15 protein-coding genes are annotated in these 17,409 nt (G+C 73.2%); 12 read left to right on the top strand and 3 right to left on the bottom strand.

The genetic code is table 11. The features are described from left to right. The first annotated feature begins 644 nt into the window (after nucleotides 1–644). The 12 genes from ACZ7IF_RS05660 (at nucleotide 645) to ACZ7IF_RS05605 (ending at nucleotide 13,860) form a co-directional block, all read left to right on the top strand. On the top strand, nucleotides 645–1,031 hold the full coding sequence (locus ACZ7IF_RS05660) for a hypothetical protein (protein WP_470963567.1): 387 nt from the start codon (nucleotides 645–647) through the stop codon (nucleotides 1,029–1,031). A 97-nt stretch (nucleotides 1,032–1,128) separates the two neighbouring features. After that, nucleotides 1,129–1,335 (top strand): hypothetical protein, encoded by a 207-nt coding sequence (locus tag ACZ7IF_RS05655; RefSeq protein WP_470963564.1) that lies wholly within the window; start codon nucleotides 1,129–1,131, stop codon nucleotides 1,333–1,335. 405 nt (nucleotides 1,336–1,740) lie between these two features. After that, the gene (locus ACZ7IF_RS05650; protein WP_470963561.1) at nucleotides 1,741–2,466 is read left to right on the top strand and encodes a TauD/TfdA family dioxygenase; all 726 of its coding nucleotides are present in this window, start codon (nucleotides 1,741–1,743) and stop codon (nucleotides 2,464–2,466) included. Nucleotides 2,467–2,552: 86 nt separating this feature from the next. Continuing rightward, a complete protein-coding gene (locus ACZ7IF_RS05645; RefSeq protein ID WP_470963558.1) occupies nucleotides 2,553–3,587 on the top strand; it encodes an AurF N-oxygenase family protein in 1,035 nt (344 codons plus the stop codon). Between the two features lie 103 nt (nucleotides 3,588–3,690). Beyond that, complete coding sequence (locus ACZ7IF_RS05640; protein ID WP_470963555.1) at nucleotides 3,691–5,001, top strand: KamA family radical SAM protein; 1,311 nt, start codon at nucleotides 3,691–3,693, stop codon at nucleotides 4,999–5,001. Further along, nucleotides 4,998–6,515 carry a GNAT family N-acetyltransferase gene (locus ACZ7IF_RS05635; RefSeq protein WP_470963552.1) on the top strand — a complete coding sequence of 506 codons (1,518 nt, stop codon included), beginning with the start codon at nucleotides 4,998–5,000 and terminating at the stop codon, nucleotides 6,513–6,515. Before ACZ7IF_RS05640 ends, ACZ7IF_RS05635 begins: the two co-directional genes overlap by 4 nt. After that, nucleotides 6,512–7,735: an Ldh family oxidoreductase gene (locus ACZ7IF_RS05630; protein ID WP_470963549.1), complete on the top strand. Its 1,224-nt coding sequence runs from the start codon at nucleotides 6,512–6,514 to the stop codon at nucleotides 7,733–7,735. The genes ACZ7IF_RS05635 and ACZ7IF_RS05630 overlap by 4 nt, the downstream gene beginning before the upstream one ends. Further along, nucleotides 7,732–9,066, top strand: a complete 1,335-nt coding sequence (locus ACZ7IF_RS05625; RefSeq protein WP_470963546.1) for an ATP-grasp domain-containing protein — start codon at nucleotides 7,732–7,734, stop codon at nucleotides 9,064–9,066. The genes ACZ7IF_RS05630 and ACZ7IF_RS05625 overlap by 4 nt, the downstream gene beginning before the upstream one ends. Beyond that, the gene (locus tag ACZ7IF_RS05620; protein WP_470963543.1) at nucleotides 9,063–10,415 is read left to right on the top strand and encodes a GNAT family N-acetyltransferase; all 1,353 of its coding nucleotides are present in this window, start codon (nucleotides 9,063–9,065) and stop codon (nucleotides 10,413–10,415) included. The genes ACZ7IF_RS05625 and ACZ7IF_RS05620 overlap by 4 nt, the downstream gene beginning before the upstream one ends. Next, nucleotides 10,412–11,332: a branched-chain amino acid transaminase gene (locus tag ACZ7IF_RS05615; protein ID WP_470963540.1), complete on the top strand. Its 921-nt coding sequence runs from the start codon at nucleotides 10,412–10,414 to the stop codon at nucleotides 11,330–11,332. The genes ACZ7IF_RS05620 and ACZ7IF_RS05615 overlap by 4 nt, the downstream gene beginning before the upstream one ends. Nucleotides 11,333–11,485: 153 nt before the next feature. Next, the gene (locus ACZ7IF_RS05610) at nucleotides 11,486–12,742 is read left to right on the top strand and encodes an ATP-grasp domain-containing protein (protein ID WP_470963537.1); all 1,257 of its coding nucleotides are present in this window, start codon (nucleotides 11,486–11,488) and stop codon (nucleotides 12,740–12,742) included. Further along, nucleotides 12,739–13,860: an alpha-hydroxy acid oxidase gene (locus tag ACZ7IF_RS05605; protein ID WP_470963534.1), complete on the top strand. Its 1,122-nt coding sequence runs from the start codon at nucleotides 12,739–12,741 to the stop codon at nucleotides 13,858–13,860. Before ACZ7IF_RS05610 ends, ACZ7IF_RS05605 begins: the two co-directional genes overlap by 4 nt. A 151-nt stretch (nucleotides 13,861–14,011) precedes the next feature. Here the strand turns inward: ACZ7IF_RS05605 and ACZ7IF_RS05600 are convergent, their stop codons facing one another. From ACZ7IF_RS05600 to ACZ7IF_RS05590, 3 genes are read right to left on the bottom strand one after another with little or no spacing between them, the layout of a single operon-like run. Continuing rightward, the gene (locus tag ACZ7IF_RS05600) at nucleotides 14,012–15,514 is read right to left on the bottom strand and encodes an ABC transporter ATP-binding protein (RefSeq protein WP_470963531.1); all 1,503 of its coding nucleotides are present in this window, start codon (nucleotides 15,512–15,514) and stop codon (nucleotides 14,012–14,014) included. Further along, nucleotides 15,511–16,380: an ABC transporter permease gene (locus ACZ7IF_RS05595; RefSeq protein ID WP_470963529.1), complete on the bottom strand. Its 870-nt coding sequence runs from the start codon at nucleotides 16,378–16,380 to the stop codon at nucleotides 15,511–15,513. Before ACZ7IF_RS05595 ends, ACZ7IF_RS05600 begins: the two co-directional genes overlap by 4 nt. After that, a complete protein-coding gene (locus ACZ7IF_RS05590; RefSeq protein WP_470964609.1) occupies nucleotides 16,377–17,267 on the bottom strand; it encodes an ABC transporter permease in 891 nt (296 codons plus the stop codon). Before ACZ7IF_RS05590 ends, ACZ7IF_RS05595 begins: the two co-directional genes overlap by 4 nt. Nucleotides 17,268–17,409: the final 142 nt, after the last annotated feature.

The following is a 17,409-nucleotide window of genomic DNA, read 5'->3' as shown; positions in this document are numbered from 1 at the left end:
CAGCCAGCATGGGTGGGGACTCCCGGTCGATGATTGTGTCTGTGGACGGGCGGTGAAGGATCGGTGCGGTGTTCCGTGAGGGACATCGGTGATCTTGCTTGAGAGGATGACTCAGGGCGACGTCAGGTTGCCTCTTGGCGCGCCCGGTTGGGGCCACGGCAGCAGCCACCGGGGTCCGTCCCGGTGACGGTTGCGTCCGGAAAAGAATCACCGCGGCTTTGTCGGATGTGTATCAATGGGCAGTCGGACCTCGGGTGGACGTCCGGCCCGCGGGCCCGTGGCCAGAAGGGCCTCAACTACTCTGACCGATATCCGGCTTCGGCAACGCGCGTACCAGGACGGGGACCCCGGTGGTGCGCCCTGCCGTCTCCGCAGGACCGAACCAGCGGACTCTGCACGACACTTGGACCCCGGCCGCGCCCCGCCACAGGCCTGGCGCTGATCCGTCCGACGGGCGCTGATCCGTCCGGTCGGGCACGGGGCGGGGACGAGAGGCGCGACGGGCACGAGACGCACGGATTCCACGAGTGCCGCGGCGGATCACCCGCGGACGTCCGGTGCCGCGAAGAGCCCGGCACGCAAAGACACGGCACAGCACGGCTTGGCACAGCACGCAATTACGCGCGAGAGGCGAAGGGGGAACCGTGCACCTCGTACATGTCCGTCTGGAAGGGCCTGCGGACATGCCGCTGCCCGAGGAGACGGGAGCTCTCTTCACCTGCTGCGCCCACCCCGACGACGGCCTGGAACACATCAGCCTGCACCCGGACGCCCCCGGCGGACCGGTCGTCGGCCTCTTCCTCACCGCACCCGGCCTGGCCGCCGCGGAACTCCGGGCCGCAGCGCTCTGCATTCGTACGCTCGCCGCCCATTCCCGGCTGGCGTCCTTCCGGATGGCTTCCTGCGGCGTGGTGCTGGTTCCGGAGTACTGGGACGTCCTGGCCTCCCCGTCACCGGTGGACGGGATAGGACACGACATATTCCGTCCACCGGTATCCCCTTCCGGCACCACCGGCGAGACGACACAGTAGGCACACCGGCGAGGCGGGAAGAGGAAATGCACTTCCGGGCGAACGCCGGTTGTCCACCGCCAGAACAGAAAGCACAATTCACGAAGGGCCCCTTTCTGTGGGATTCACACCGACTCTCAGGACCGTCGCCGCCGGCTGCATCGCGCTCGGCGCCCTCCTCTTCACCCTGGCGGCCTCCCCGGACGGCACGCCGTCCCCCTCTCAGATCCGGGCGGACGGTCCGCTCCCGGTGACCGTGCCGGCCGGTACGCCCCACCGCAGCTCCGGTCCCATCGACCCGAGCGACGTGACCTGGGGCAGCTGAGCCCCGGCACCCCTGAGCCGGGCCGGGGCCCGCGAGTACGACCGCCGGCTGGGCCCACGGCTCCCGGCGGACCGGGCGGGCCCCGGCGCCGCTTCACCGCTCAGGGCCGGGCGCCGGCCGACCCGCCCCGGCACCCCTGAGCCGCCGGTACGCGCGCGGACACCGGGCCCTCCTCCCGCACTGCGGCGCCGGCCCGCAGACCGCGCAGGTCTCCGGACACCCCGGACACCTCGGGCGCCCCGAGCACCGGCCACTTCACGACCGCATTCCTCGGGGGACGCCTCCTCACGTTGCGCCGGACCCCGACCCCCTGCAAGGGCCCTCCCCTCAAGGGCGGCACGTCCCTCCCGGTGCACCCGTCCCAGGCGTCCCCACCCCAGGAAGAGACATGGAGCAGCGCAGACCATGACGACCGCCACCACACCACGTACCCAGGAGCTCCTCGAGCAGGGCTACACCCTGCTCGAGGACATCACCACCGACGAGGAGGCCGCCGACGCCCTGCGCGACTTCGGCACCCTGATGCCGCAGTACGACGGGCAGTTGCGCTACCAGGTGAAGGCCGCGCCCGGCTTCGAGGACCGGCGCTATTCCAAGAGCACCAACACCATCCTGGTGCACACCGAGGCACCCGGCTGGAACCCGCCGCCCCGGTTCCTCGCCCTGCACTGCCGGGTCCAGGCCCGCTGCGGCAGCGGACACACGGAGCTGGCCGACGCCTACGCCCTCACCGCCTCCCTCAGTGAGGCGGAGCGCCTGGCCGTGCACGGCGAGGGCGTCGACTGGGTGGGCCACAACACCGGAGGAACCGGCACCGCCGGAGTCCACCGCCCGGTGGTGGAGCGCACGCCCGAAGGCCGCGACGTCGTCCGGTTCAGCTACAACCTGCTGACGGCGGGCCACTACGACCCGGCCGTCGACGCCGACGTGCCTGCCGACGAGCTGCCGCTGGGCGCCCTCGGCCGCGAACTGGCCGTGCGGGCCGAGGCTTTCTTCCGCGCGCACAAGGTCTCCGTCCTCATCCCGGAGAACTCGGTCCTCGTCTGGGACAACCACCGGATGCTGCACGCCCGCTCCTCCTACGGCGACGCGCGGCGCCACCTCACGCGCTACTGGCTCCGGGAGTCCTGAGCCCCGCCGCACACCACCACCGCCGGAAGGCGGCGCCCCCGACCACCAGCCGTGCCGACAGGCACCGCTCTCCTGTGAGGAATGTGATGAACGGCGATTCCCCGACCGCCGAACGCCCCGCCGAAGCGGCCGCCCAGGAGTTCCCGGGCCCCCCGCTTCCCGAGGGTGTCCCCGACTTTGACCCGAACGACCCGGTGGAGAGCGCCGTGATCCGCCGCCTCGTCGGGAACTGGCACCGCAGGGCCACCGTCAAGCGGGACGAACCCGACCTCGACGAGCTCTTCGACCCGGCGCGCGCGGACTACCCCGAACGCATCCTGCCCTTCCACGACCACCCGACCTACCGGGCCCTGAGCCCGGAGAAGCGGTCCGAACTGCTCAGCTGGGCCTGGATCGCGTACAACCGGCACACCGTCATGGCCGAGCAGAAGGTGGCCAACCCCGCCTTCGCCCTGGTCATGGAGGGCGAGTACCCGGGCCTCGGCGGTGAAGCGCTCAACCTGTCGCTCGCCCAGGCCATGGTCGACGAGCAGTACCACACGCTCATGCACCTCAACGCGAGCGCGGTGACCCGCCGCCGCCGGGGCCGCGCCATGCCGGACAACGCGCTGCCGCTCTCCCACACCGCACGCGTCCACCAGGAACTGCGGGACCGGGCCGTGGAGCGCTCGGAGAAGTCCCTGACGACGCTGGCCTTCGCCACGGTCTCCGAGATATCCATCAACGCGTACCTCGACCTGCTCGCCGAGGACACCACGATCCAGCCGATCAACAGCACGACCGCGACGCTGCACAACCGCGACGAGTACTGCCACGCGTCCATCTCGCACGTGCTCGCGGAGATGGTCTACGCGCACCTGAACACCTCTCAGCGCAGGTACTTCCTGGACATGCTGATGGAGGGGCTGGACGCCTTCGTGGCCAACGACTACTCGACCTGGCACCGGATCGTCGACCTCGCGGACGTCGCGGGCGGACACGAGATGCTCGCGGACTGCCAGGCGCAGGCGGGCCGCGGACGGCTGGTCCGCGACTACACCGGACTGCACAAGCTGGTCGAACAGATGGGCGTGGCCGACCAGGTGGACTTCGACTGGTCCCGCTCCCACGTCGATTCCTGATGTTGAGCTCACACACGACAGCCTGAGGCTGCCCCCGTACGAGCTGCCCTCACACACGACTGGTGGCGGACACCCCACCACCGAGAACCACTGAGGATTCCGGGTGAAGACCTACTCCCACGAACGCCTGGCGAAGCTCGCTCGCGACCGCGGCATGTCCGACGAGTACCTGCGCGACCTGCGAATCGTCTCCTCCGTCCTGCCCTTCAAGGTGAACGAGTACGTCGCCGACCAACTCGTCGACTGGTCGGCGGCGCCCGACGACCCGATTTTCCGGCTCACCTTCCCGCACCGCGACATGCTCCCGCCGGAGATCTTCGACAGCATCAGGGCGCTGCACGACGCCGGCGCGCCGCGCGACGTCCTGCGCAAGGCCGCCGCCGACGCCCAGGAGCTGCTCAACCCGCACCCCGGCGACCAGTTGGAGGCCAACGTGCCGACACTGGAGGGCCGCAGGCTCGACGGGCTCCAGCACAAGTACGCCGAGACGCTGCTGGTCTTCCCCTCGCAAGGCCAGACCTGCCACGCGTACTGCGGATACTGCTTCCGCTGGGCCCAGTTCGTCGGCGTGGCCGAACTCCGCCAAGCACTGCGCGCGCCCACCGACCTCACCGGCTACTTGACGGCCCATCCCGAGGTCACCGACGTCCTGTTCACCGGCGGCGACCCGATGATCATGAAGACGGAGGTGCTGAAGCGCTGGATCGAGCCGCTGCTCGCCCCGGCCATGGACAGCGTCCGCACCCTGCGCTTCGGCACCAAGGCACTCTCCTACTGGCCGGCCAGGTTCACCACCGACTCCGATGCCGACGACCTTCTGCGCCTGCTGGAGCGCTGCGTCGCGGCGGGCCGCCACGTCGCGGTGATGGCGCACTTCTCCCACCCGAGGGAGCTGGAGACTCCTGTCGTACGGGAGGCCATCGCCCGCGTCCGTGCGACCGGCGCGGTGATCCGTGCCCAGGCGCCCCTGATCGCGCACGTCAACGACAGCGCGGACGCGTGGTCCTCGATGTGGCAGCAGCTCGTGGAGCTGGGCGTCGTGCCGTACTACATGTTCGTCGAGCGGGACACCGGCGCCCGCAGCTACTTCGGCGTCCCCCTCGCCAAGGCGCTGGACATCTACAACGACGCCATCCGCGGGGTCTCCGGACTGGCCCGCACCGCCCGCGGGCCGGTGATGTCGGCGGCCCCCGGGAAGGTGCTGCTGGACTCCGTCAGCACCATCGCGGGGGAACGGGTCTTCTCGCTGCGTCTGCTGCAGGCCCGTGACCCCCGGCTGGTGGGCAGGCAGTTCTTCGCCCGCTACGACCCGGCCGCCGAGTGGTTCGACGACCTGCGCCCCGCGCCGGGTTCCTGGTTCCCCGGACTGCCGGACCCGGCGGCGCAGCAACCGCAGCGAGTGTGCGCCCGATGAGGATCACCGCGCACGAGACCAGCCTGACGCAGCGCCATCTGTGGCGTTCCGCCCGGGAGGCCATCCCGATGACGCGGACGGTGATCGTCGAGGTCGAGCAGGACGGTGTGTCCGGCTACGGCGAGGCGTCCTGCTTCATGACGGACCACTACAACTCCGGCCTGGAGCGGATGCACGCCGACCTGCGGCGGGTCGCGCCACTGCTGGCCACGCTGAACCCCGGCGGCCCCGGTGATCCGGGCGGGCCGGGCGGTCCCGGCGGCGTCTGGCGCCGTCTCGCCGCCGCGCTGCCCGCGTCTCCCTTCGTGCTCGCCGCCCTCGACACCGCGACGAACGACCTGCGCGCCCGCCTGCTCGGCCTCCCGCTGTGGGAATCCCTCGGCCTCGACCGGCCGCAGGGCCTGCGCTCCAGCTTCAGCATCGGACTCGACACCGCGGAGACGATGGTCCGCAAGCTGCGTGAGCGGCCCGGCTGGTGCGCGTACAAGGTCAAACTCGCGGACCCCGGCGACCTGCGCATCCTGCGGGAACTGCGTGAACAGACCGACGCGCCCTTCCTCATCGACGGTAACTGCGGCTGGGAACTCTCCCGGCTCGTGCCCGCCCTGCCCGACCTGCGGAACCTCGGAGTCCGGCTGATCGAGCAGCCCTTCCCGCGCGCCGCCTGGGACGAGGCCCGCACCCTCAAGGAACTCAGCCCGATCCCCGTCGTCGCCGACGAGAGCATCACCTCGCCGGCCGATCTGGACGCCTGCGCGGAGGCCTTCCACGGCATCAACGTGAAGCCCATGAAGGCCGGCGGCATCACCCCGGCCCTCACCTTGCTGCGCGCCGCCCGGGAGCGCGGCCTGATCACCATGCTCGGCTGCATGCCCGAGTCCGCCGCCGGGGTCTCCGCCACCGCCCACCTCGGCGGCCTGGCCGACCATCTCGACGTCGACGTGGTCGACCTCCTCGCGGTCGACACCGGACAGGGCCTCGCCCTCGGCGCCACCGGGCACGTCACCCTGCCCGACCGCCCGGGCTCCGGTTACCTCCCGGACCCCACGGCCCACGGATGGTACGTCCACCGCGTACCGGCCGCCCGCGTGCACCCGGTCCGCAAGGAGGTACTCGGGCCCGGACACCCGGCGGAGGGCCGCGCCCACCCCGGGGACGGACTCCCCTCCACCCGCCACCTCGCCGCCCTCAGGCAGGGCCGTGCGGTGGGCTGCGCGTCCCTGTACGCCGAGGACCCGCCGGACGGGTGCGCCGTGCCGGGGTCCCGGCCCGGACGCGGACGGCGGCTGCGCGGCATGGCCACGCTCGGTGAGGTGCGCGGCACCGGCGCGGGCACCGCGCTCCTGCGGACCGCCCTCACCCTCTCCGCCCTGGACGGCGCCGACACCGTCTGGTGCCGCGTCGACGACTCGGCCGCGGGCTTCTACCGCAAGCACGGCTTCGAAGTCCTCGGCCGACCCCTGGACCTGCCGGGAACCGGCGTCCACCACTTCATGCACAGGAGCATTCGTTGAGCGCTGAAGACCCGACCGGGACGCCCGACGGCGAACCCGCCCCGCCCCACGGGGGCCAGGTGATCCACGCGCGGCAGGCACGCGTACTCGCCCGTGAGGCGTTCGCGTCCGCGGGCCTGCCCCCCGAGGCCGCGGAGCAGGTGGCCGACGCGCTGGTGATCACCTCGCTGCGTGGCATCGACACCCACGGCCTGCGCCTGCTCCCGCAGTACCTCACGGAGCTCACCACCGGGGTGGCCCGGGCGACGGCGTCCTTGACCGTCGTACGGGACAGGGGCGCCGGGCTGCTGATGGACGCCGACGGTTCACTGGGCGTGCTCGCCGGGCTGTCGGCCGCGCGGCTCGCGGCCGAGCGGGCCGCGGAGTTCGGCGTCGCCGCGGTCGGCGTGCGCAACTCCAACCACTTCGGCGCCGCGTCCGTCTACACACGGCAGGTGGCGCGTGAGGGCCTGGTGGGCATCGCGCTCACCTCGGCCGCGTCCCGGGTGGCGCCGTACGGAGGCATCGAGCCGCTGTTCGGGACCAACCCGATCAGTGTGGCCGCAGGTGGCGGGGACGAGGAGTTCGCCCTGGACATGGCCACCAGCCAGGTCTGCTTCGGCGAGGTGAAGCAGCGCAGGGCCGAGGGCCGCGGTCTGGACGGCGGCTGGGCGACCGATCGTCAGGGGCGGCCCACGTCGGACCCCGAGGAGGCGTACGCGCTGTCGCCGCTGGGCGGTTACAAGGGGCAGGGTCTGGCGATGGCCGTCACCCTGCTCGGAGCCGTCCTCACCGGCACCGCGTCCGACTGGCGGCTCGCCCAGGTCGGTGCGGGCGGCGCGGGACGGAGCCGGGGGATCGGGCACCTGGTACTCGCTCTGGACCCGGCCGCGTTCACCGGTACGGAGAACTTCGGCGCCGGACTGAGGGACCTGCTGACCACGGTCCGTACCTCGGCCGCCGCCGCGGACGGGCCCGTCCTGGCCCCGGGGGACCCCCAACGCGCCCACGAGCGGGACCGGGAGACCCGTGGCATCCCTCTGGACTCCCGCACCGCGGCGGTGCTCGCCGAACTGGCCGAACGGCTCGGCGTCCCGGGTCCCGTACCCGCGTCCGGCCCGGTCGGCGGGACGGTCCGGATGGCCACGGCGGCTCCCGGACCCGGCGCGTGCGACGGCAACTCGTTCAGCGCTTCCACCGCATCCACCCCATCCACCGCATCCGAGGAGGTTTCCGCGTGATCCTCGTGCTGATCAGCCCCCGCCAGGCGGGGCTGCCCTTCGCCGCCTGGCTGCCGGAGGAGGCGGGCCGGCTGGTCGCGGTCACCGCCGCCGGGACCGACGTGGGCCCCGGCTTCGCGGAGGTCGTCACCGTCCCCGACTACACCTGCGACGACACCGTGCTCGCCGCAGCCGGGGAAGCCGCCCGGAGGCACCGCCCACGCGCCGTACTGGCCCTGGCGGAGGCCGACGTCGAACGGGCCGCCCGACTGCGTGGCGAACTCGCGCTGCCCGGCCTCGACACCACCGCGGCCGCCGCGTACCGCGACAAGGTCCTGATGAAGGAGTACGCGCGCACCGCGGGGATCCCGGTGCCCGCCTTCGCGCCTGTCGCCACCGTGCGCGACATCACGGACTTCATGGCCGCCCACCCCGGCCGGGTCGTCGTGAAACCACGAAGCGGCTCCGGTTCCACGGGCGTGCACGTGATCGACGCACCCGGCCGGGCGGCCCCCCTCGCCGAGCTGCTGGCGGACGGCTCGTACGAGGTCGAGGAGTTCGTCGAGGGCGCCCTGCACCACGTGGACGTCTTCCGGGTGGGGGGCGAGCAGGTGGCCGCCGTGGCGTCCCGGTACACGGGCGCGGGCTGCCTGACCCACTGGGCCGACGCCCCGCTCGGCTCCCGGAACCTCGATCCCGCCGACCCGCTGCACGAACGGCTGGTCGCGGAGACATGGCGGTTGATCGACGCGCTGCCGTCCCCGGACACCGTCTGCGCGCACGCCGAGTTCTTCGTCACCGGCAGTGGGAGCAGCAGCGGCGCCCAGGGCGGCAACGCCGGCAACGGCCGGATCGTGCTCTGCGAAGTGGCCGCCCGCGTAGGCGGCGGCCCCATTCCCACGATGCTCCGCCACGTCCTGGGCGTCGACCCGCGAGAGCTGTGGGCCCGTGTGGAGTGCGCACTGCCCGTCGCGCTCGACCGGGTGCGGGAACACGCGCGCACCGCACCCCGCGCCGCCTTCTGCGGCATCCCACCGAAGCGTGGCCGGGTGCTGCGGCTCCCCGAAGCGCCGCCCGGCGCACAGGACTTCGCCGTCCACACCCACATCGGGGACGACTGGAGCGGAGAGCGCTACCGTCTGCGCAAATCCGGCGACTTCCTGGCCAGTTGGGTGGTGACCGACCCTGACGCCGCCGCTCTGGACGCCAGGCTCGACGACACCGCACAGCAGGTCAGCGCGAGCTTCGGCTGGGAATACCCGCAGGAGACTGCTTCGTCCGCGATCCCTTCCCCCGCGGCGGCCGTGCCCGCGACCGCCGGATCGGGCCCGGCCGAAGGAGGCGCGCGATGACCGGAACGCGACCGACTCCCGCGCCCCCGGAGCCGGACGGCCCGTACACGGCCCGTCTGCTGCCGCCCGGCCACTTCCCGCAGAGCGGCGGCCTCACCGGCCCCGGCCGCCCGGACCTCGTCTGGGACGACCCCCGGTGGCTGCGCTTCACCGCGCGCACGGACCTCCACGAGGTCCGCTGCCTCGAAGTACTCGAAGGGCAGCGCCCGGTGGCCCTGGCCACGCTGCTGGTCACCGCCGAGCCGGGCGGACTGCTCTTCTACGACGCCCCACGGCTGGCAGGCACGCCGTCACCCATGGCCGAGCCCGAACTCCTCGACCCGGCCGACCGCGAACTCTGGGACAGGTACACGGCGTCCCTGCCCGAAGGCCGCCCGGACCACTACCCCTCGCTGGCCCTCGCCACCTTCGGCAACCACCACGGTGTGGCCCACTCCCCCGGGCGCTCCCCCCGCCAGCGCACGGCGGTCATGGCGGCGCTCCCCGCCCTCCTCCAGCGGGCCGCGGCCGAACTGGGCTGCCGCAGCACCGCCCTGCTGTACGTGGGCGAGCCCGACGCCGAAGCGATGGACGCCGCCGCCACCCGGGCCGGGTACCACGCCACGCTGCTCGGCGCCGAGGCCGTGCACGAGCTGTACGCGGACAGTACGGACAGTGCGGACACCGCCGACAGCAATGACAGCGCTGACACCGAGGACGCCGCGGACAGCTGGGAGTCGTACGTCGCCGGGATCGGCAGCCGCCGCCGCAGGGGCCTGCGCAAGGAGCTCGCGGCGTACGAGCGGGACGGCTTCCGCACCGTGGCCACCACCGGCCCGGGTGCCTTAGACGACACCGTGGTCGCGCTCCAGGTGGCCCACCGGGCGAAGTACGGGCTGCCCGGAGGGCACGATCGGGTCCGCCGCGACTTCGACGCGCTCCGGGAGGAGATCGGCGAGTCGTGCGTGGTGCTGGGCGCCGTGCGCGAGGACGTGATGCTCGGCTTCGCGCTGTACCTCAGAGCGGGCGACTCGCTCTTCCTGCGGACCGTGGGCTTCGCCCCCGAGGCCGCGGGCTGCTACCTCGCCCTCACCTACCACGAGACGACCCGCTGGGCGCTTGAGAACGGCATCCGCCGCATCCACTACGGGCTCGCCACCTACGAGGCCAAGTTCCAGCGCGGCTGCACACTGCGGCCCCGCTGGGGCTGGTTCGCCTTCCACGGCCCGGACGCCGACGGCTACCGCGAAGTGCTGGCCCTTCAGTCCCGAAGCGTCGAACGCCGCCTGGAACGGGTAGGCAGCCCCGCCACCCCCGTACCGTCCCGCCTCCCCTCCTCCTCGCACCCGTCCTACGGAGCCGCCCGATGAAGCTCACGCCCACCAGCGACATCTGGATGGACGGCAAGTTCGTCCCCTGGGACGAGGCGCAGGTCCACGTCCTCACCCCCAGCCTCCACTACGGATGGGGTGTCTACGAAGGCATCCGCGCCTATCCCACGGCCCAGGGCACCGCCGTCTTCCGGCTGCGCGACCACCTCAGGCGGCTGCACGACTCGGCGCGCGTCTACCTCATGGACCCGGGCTACAGCGTCGACGAACTCACCGAGGCGAGCGTCGAACTGCTGCGCCGCACCGGCCTGGGGGCCGGCTACCTCCGCCCGCTCGTGTACCTCGAGTACGGCACGATGGGCGTGGCACCGCGGCTGGACAGCGTCAGGGTCGCCATCGCCGCCTGGCCCTGGGGCTCCTACCTGGGAGAGAAGGCCGAGCAGGAGGGCTGCCGGCTGGCGGTCAGCAGCTGGCAGCGCAACGGTGTCCACTCCGTGCCGCCGCTCGCGAAGGCCACCGGCGCGTACGTGAACTCCGCACTGGCCAAGGTCGCCGCGGTGCGCGCCGGGTACGACGACGCCCTGATGCTCACGCCCGGCGGGCACGTGGCCGAGGCGTCCGCCGCGAACGTCTTCGCCGTACGGAACGGCGTGCTGCTCACCCCGCCGGTCAGCGACAACATCCTGCCGGGCATCACCCGGGACACCGTCATCACGCTCGCCCGCGACCTCGGCCACGAGGTCAGGGAACAGAGCCTGACCCGCAGCGAGCTCTATGTCGCCGACGAGGCGTTCCTCACCGGCACCGCCGCCGAGATCGTCCCGATCGCCTCCGTCGACGACCGCCCGGTCGGCGCCGAGGGCTGCGGGCCGGTCACCCGGCAGCTGCGCGAGGCCTTCCAGGACGTGGTGCACGGCCGGACGGCCGGCCGCGACGACTGGCTCACCCGGGTATGACAACCCCCTTCTGACCGAAGGCGGTCGAGAGCACGCACCGGAGATCTCCCGAGGGAGGTCCCCCGCACGAGTCCGCGCGGGCCCACACGCGAGTCCGCGTGCGGGCCACCGTACGAGAACCCCCGTACATCCCTTACACCGAGGTGAAGAGTCATGTCCGAGCACGTCCTGGTCATCGGCAGCGGCCGAGACCTCCCCACCCGCCTCCGCCGGGCCCGGCCCGGCACCCGGACGACCGTCATCTGCCGTCTGGACTACCTGTCGAGACTCCGCGAGACGACGGAGCACACCCGGGTCATCGGGGTGCGTACCGACGCCCCCGACGACGAGTGGATCGCGCTCGCCCGGACCGTGCACGCCAGCCATCCGTTCACCCGCATCGTGGCCTTCGGCGAACGCGACCAGGACAAATGTGCGGTGGTCGGCGAGGCGCTGGGCCTCGCCGCGCACTCCCCGCGGACCGTCGGGCTGGTGTACGACAAGCAGGCCATGCGGGCCCGGCTGCGCGAGGCCGGGATCGACTCCACCGCCTGCGCCCTGGTCTCCGACGCCGGCGAACTGCGGGCGTTCCTCGCCGTGCACGGCACCCCCTGCATCGTGAAGCCGGGCAGCGGCTCCTTCAGCAAGGGCGTCGCCCTGGTCCGCGAGGAGGACGAGGCCGAAGCGGCCTTCGCCAGGGCCTGCGGGGAACTCGGGGACTTCCGCGGCGCCGAGGTCCTGGTGGAACAGTTCCACGAGGGGCCGCAGTTCAGCGTCGAGGCGTTCTCGGAGGCGGGTGAGCACCAGATCGTCGCGATCACCCGCAAGTACTCGGACCCGCTGACCTTCGTCGAACTGGGTCACGTCTCGCCCGCCGACCTCGACCCTGACCAGCAGAAGCAGGTCCACGACTACGTGGAGCGGATCCTGGACGCCCTGGGCATCGGGTCCGGGGCCACCCACACCGAGATCGTCCTCGGCGCGGCGGGACCGCAGGTGATCGAGACGCACGTACGCATGGGCGGCGACGAGATCCCGGCGCTGGCACACGACGTGACCGGCGTCGACATCGCCGAATGCCTCATCCGCCACACCCTTGGCGAAACGGTCCTCCCCGGCATCCGCGCCACGCTCGCCGAGCCGCGCACCCCGCGGAGTTCGGCGATCTGGTTCGCCGCCCTTCCCGCGCCCGGAGTGCTCGCCGCGACCTCGGGTCTCGAAGAGGCCCTCGGCGTGCCCGGGGTGACCGAGGTGCACCTGCTGGCGGCGGCCGGATCCACCGTCGGCGCCCTGGAGTCCTCCGAGTCGCGCGTCGCCTACGCCCGCGCGCTCGCCCCGACCGCCGACGGGGCGCTGTCCGCCGCCCGGGAAGCGGTGAACCGCCTGAGCTTCCAGCTGCGGGTACGGGCCGCGGGCAGAGGAGCACTGTGACCCCCTCCTCACCTGCGCGGTCCGCCCCTCGGCACCCCCACCGCATCACCCTGGCCGATTTCCGCGCCGCCGCCCGCGAGGTCCTGCCCGCCACCGCGTTCGACTACCTGGAAGGCGGCGCGGCGGACGAACGGACGGTGCGGTGGAACGCCGAGGCCTACGAACGGCTGGCGCTGCTGCCCCGGGTCCTCACCGGCACCTCGGGCGTGGACACGCGCCGCACCCTCTACGGCACGGAACTCCCCTCGCCGGTCCTGCTGGCACCGACCGCCTCGCACGGGCTGTTCCACCCCGAGGCGGAAGCGGCCACCGTACGCGGCGCCGCGGCCACGGGAGCGCTCACGACCGTGAGCACCTTCTCCACCCTTACGCTCGAAGAGATCGGCGCCGCGGCCACCGGGCCGTGGTGGTTCCAGCTGTACGTGCAGAGGGACCGGGCGCTCACGGAGGAACTGGTGCACCGGGCCCGTGAAGCGGGAGCCGGTGCTTGCGTGGTCACCGTCGACACCCCGGTGACCGGCCTGCGGGAACGGGACCTGCGCAACGGATTCGCCCTCCCCTCCCACGGGACCCCCGCCAACCTGGCCGGCCCGGCCGGCTCCTCGGCAGGCTCGCGCCCTGGTGGGCCCGGATCCGCACACCAGGGCATCCACGACCCGCGGATCGACCCGGCGGTCGGCTGGTCCGACCTCGAACGGCTGCGTACGGTGTCCGGGCTGCCGGTCCTGGCCAAGGGCATCGTGCGCCCCGAGGACGCCCGCCGGGCGGCCGAATCCGGAATCGGCGTCTGGATGTCCAACCACGGGGGCCGCAACCTGGACACGGCAACCGCTCCCCTCGCCACGCTGCCCGCCGTCGCCGAAGCGGTGGCGGGCCGGGTCCCGGTCGTCGTCGACGGCGGGATCCGCCGCGGCACCGACGTGGTGAAGGCGTTGGCGCTCGGCGCGGACGCCGTGGCGATCGGCCGCCCGTACGTCTGGGGCCTGGCCGTCGACGGCGCCGACGGCGTCAGCGCCACCCTGCGCGCCCTGCACCGGGAGACGGAACTCGCCCTCGCCCTGCTGGGCGCCCCGGACCTGGCCTCGCTGACCCCGGACCTGGTGGGCCCGGCCTGGTGAACCTCCGGCTGCAGGGCGTGCGGGTTACCCCGGCGAAGACCGGCGCATCCGCGGCTACGCCATGCCCGGCGACGTCGTCGCCGTGTTCGCCGAGGCGCTGAAGACCGTGGATGGGGAGACCATCCCGCATCCCTGACCCCGAGGCCGGCTCTCACGTGCCGGGGACGAGCTCTGCGGTGACCCCGCGGGCGGTGACTCGGCCGGTCTCCAGGAGGTGCACCGTGTCGGTGTACGCGGCGATCAGGTGGAGCTCGTGGGAGACCATCACCACGGTCAGACCGCGTTCGGCGCGCAGCCGGGCCAGCAGCTCCATGACGGTGACGGCGGTCTCGGGGTCGAGGGCGGACGTGATCTCGTCGCAGAGCAGGTAGCCGGGATCGGTGGCGAGGGCTCGGGCGATGGAGACGCGCTGGCGCTGGCCGCCGGAGAGTTCGCCGGGGTGTCGGGCGGCGAAGTCGGCCGGGAGCTCAACCTGCTCCAGGAGCTCGCCGACCTTGCCCGCGATCCGCGGCCGCGGCAGTCCGCTGTGCAGGCGCAGGGGTCTGGCGAGGGCGGCGCCGACGGTACGGGAGGGGTTCAGGGCATCGAGCGGGTTCTGCGGCACGAGTTGGATCCGGCGATGGTGCTCGCGCCGGCGCTTGCGGGCGGTGAGGGCGAGCGGGTGACCGTCCAGGGTGAGCCGGCCGGCGTCCGCGGGGTGGAGCCCCGCCAGCACGCGGAGCAGCGTGGTCTTGCCGGAGCCCGAGGGCCCGACGATTCCGGTGGCGGTGCCGGGAGCTGCGGCGAAGTCGACCGAGTCGAGGGCCTGCTGGCGCCCGGCGCGGTGGCTGAAGGCGACGCGGATGCCCTGCGCGCGCAGCCCTTCCCCGTCCTCCTTGGAGACCGGTGACAGGGGACCGGCGTCGGGTGCGGCAGCCCGCTGGGACGGTAGGGGTACGGGCCGTGGTGCGGTGAGGCGTACGACGTGATCGGCGCAGGCCTCGACGAGTTCGGGGTCGTGGCAGGCCATGACGACGGCCAGGCCCCGGCTCGCGGCCAGGTCGCGGAGCAGTTCGGCGATCTCGTCGCGGAGGACTGAGTCGAGCCCGGCGGTGGGTTCGTCGAGGAGGAGGATCTCGGGGGTGCGGGCCAGGGCCCGGGCGAGGGCCACGCGGCGCTGCTGGCCGCCGGATATCGCGGTGGGGCGCCGGTCGGGCAGGCCGTCGTCGACCGGGAGGCGGCACTCGCGCAGGAGCCCGAGCACGGCTTCGTCGCTCGGGTCGCCGGCGGTCTCGGCGACGATGCCGCGGATCTTCATCCGGGGGTTGAGGGCGGATCCGGGATCCTGGCCGACGTAGGCGATGCGGTTGCGGCGCAGCAGACGCAGGTCCGCGGGCCCGAGGTCGCCCGGGCTGTGGCCCAGGACGTCGAGGGTGCCGGCGGTGACGGCCGCCCCGTCGGGGAGGTGGCCGATCAGTGCGCGGAGCAGGGTGGTCTTGCCGGAGCCGGAGGGGCCGGTGAGGGCGGTGATCTGTCCGGCGCGAACGGTCAGTGAGGCCGGGTGCAGCAGTACCGGGCCGTCGGGGATGCGGATTTCGAGGCCCGTGGCCGAGGCCACGGGGGTGGCCGTCGTCGGGGTGGCCGGGTGTTCCGTTGCGGGTGCGTTGTCGCTCACGAGGTGGTCACCGCCTTGAGTGCGGAGCGGGAGGCGAGGGAGGCGGAGGCAAGGTTGAAGCTGATCGCCAGGACGGCGATGGCCAGGCTGGGGGCGAGTACGGCCCAGGGGTTGAGGAGGATGCCCGGGGCGTTCTCACGGATCATCAGGGCCCAGTCGGCCGCCGGGGGCTGGGGGCCGATCTGGAGGAACCCCGCCATGGAGATGACGTACACGGCTTCGACGAAGCGGAGTCCGAACAGGGCGAGGACGGTGGCCCGCAGGTTCGGCAGCAGTTCGCGCAGGGCGATGTAGGCGGTCCCCTCGCCGCGGGCGGTGGCGGCTTCGACGTAGCCGGCCGATGCCAGCGGGGCGGCGGCGGAGGCGACGATGCGGATGGCGTACGGGGTGCCGAGGACGATGGCCGCGGCGATGACGGCCCAGCGCCCGCCGCCGGGCCAGGCCAGGGCGACGAGCATGATCCCGAGGACGGGCGGAAGCAGGATGAAGACGTCGGCGGTCCGCTCGATGGCCCGCCCGACCCTCGGGCGCAGTACGGCGGCGCAGCCGACCACGGTGGCGAGGGCGGTGACGACGAAGGCGATGAGCAGGGCTCCCGCGATCAGTGCGGTGCCGCCGTGCAGCAGTCGGCTGAGCACGTCCCGGCCGAGTTGGTCGCCACCGAGCAACGCCCCGTCCCCGGCGGCCGCGTAGGGCGCGGTGACGGGGTTGTCGACGGGGTGCGCGGCGAGCCAGGGGCCGGTCAGGGCCAGGAGGACGAGGAGCAGGCCGGGGACGACTCGGAGCAGCGTCCGGGAACGGGCCCGGGTCCGGCCTGGGATGGCGCGGGAGGCCGTGTCGGGGAAAGCTGTTTCGGCGGCACTCACGGGCGTCCTCCCAGGGTACGGGCGCGTATCAGGTCGGCGGCCAGGAGGACGAGGCTGATGGCGGCGCCGGCGCAGACGACCACTCCGGCGATGAGGGGGGTGTCGCGGCTGCTGACGGCGGCGGCCATGACGGAGCCGATGCCCGGGTAGTTGAAGAGGGTCTCCACGACGACGGCTCCGCCGAGCAGCATGCCGGTGGAGGTGGCGATGCCGGTGGCGATGGCTGGTACCGCCCCGGGCAGGGCGTGGCGCAGCACGACCCGGTGGACGGGCAGCCCGTCGAGATGGGCGGCTTCGACGTGGGGGGTGCGGGCCTGGTCGGCGAGGGCGCCGCGGACTATGCGGGTGTTCCATCCGGTCTGCGGGATGACCAGGGCCAGCACCGGCATGATCAGCATGGTCCAGTCGGCGAGTGAGCCGTCGGCGCCGGTGAGGGTGACGGCGGGGAGCCAGCCGGTCCACAGGGACAGTACGAGCAGCAGTCCGACCGAGACGACGAACTCCGGTACGGCGAAAGCCGCGGTGGAGGTGTGGCCGATGATCCGGTCGGCGAGCCGGCCGGGGCGGGTCGCGGCCCAGCAGCCCAGGGCGAGGGAGGCGGCGACGGTGAGGGCGAAGGCGGTCCCGCCGAGGATGAGCGTGTTGGGGAGGGGGTCGGCGAGGAGGTCGGTGACCTTCTGGCCGCGCGCGCTGGTGCCGAGGTCTCCGGTGGGCAGGGCGGTCATCCAGTCGGCGAACCGTTCCCAGACCGGGCGGTCGAGGCCGAGCAGGTGACGGCGCGCGGCGACGTCGGCGGCGCTGTCACCGCGTTCCGAGCTGGCGCTCGCGGCGTCGCCGGGGAGCAGTTCGACGGCGGCGAACACCGCGGCGAGCAGGACGACGAGCATGAGGGCCCGGCGGGCCACGGCGCCCGTGAGGCGCAGGAGGATGCGGCGCGGCGGGGGGGGGGGGGGGGGGGGGGGGGGGGGGGGGGGGGGGGGGGGGGGGGGGGGGGGGGGGGGGGGGGGGGGGGGGGGGGGGGGGGGGGGG

The organism is Streptomyces sp. NPDC037421 (genome assembly GCF_055602105.1).
Note: the sequence above shows the minus strand (reverse complement) of the source record. Positions and strands in the feature narration are given on the sequence as shown.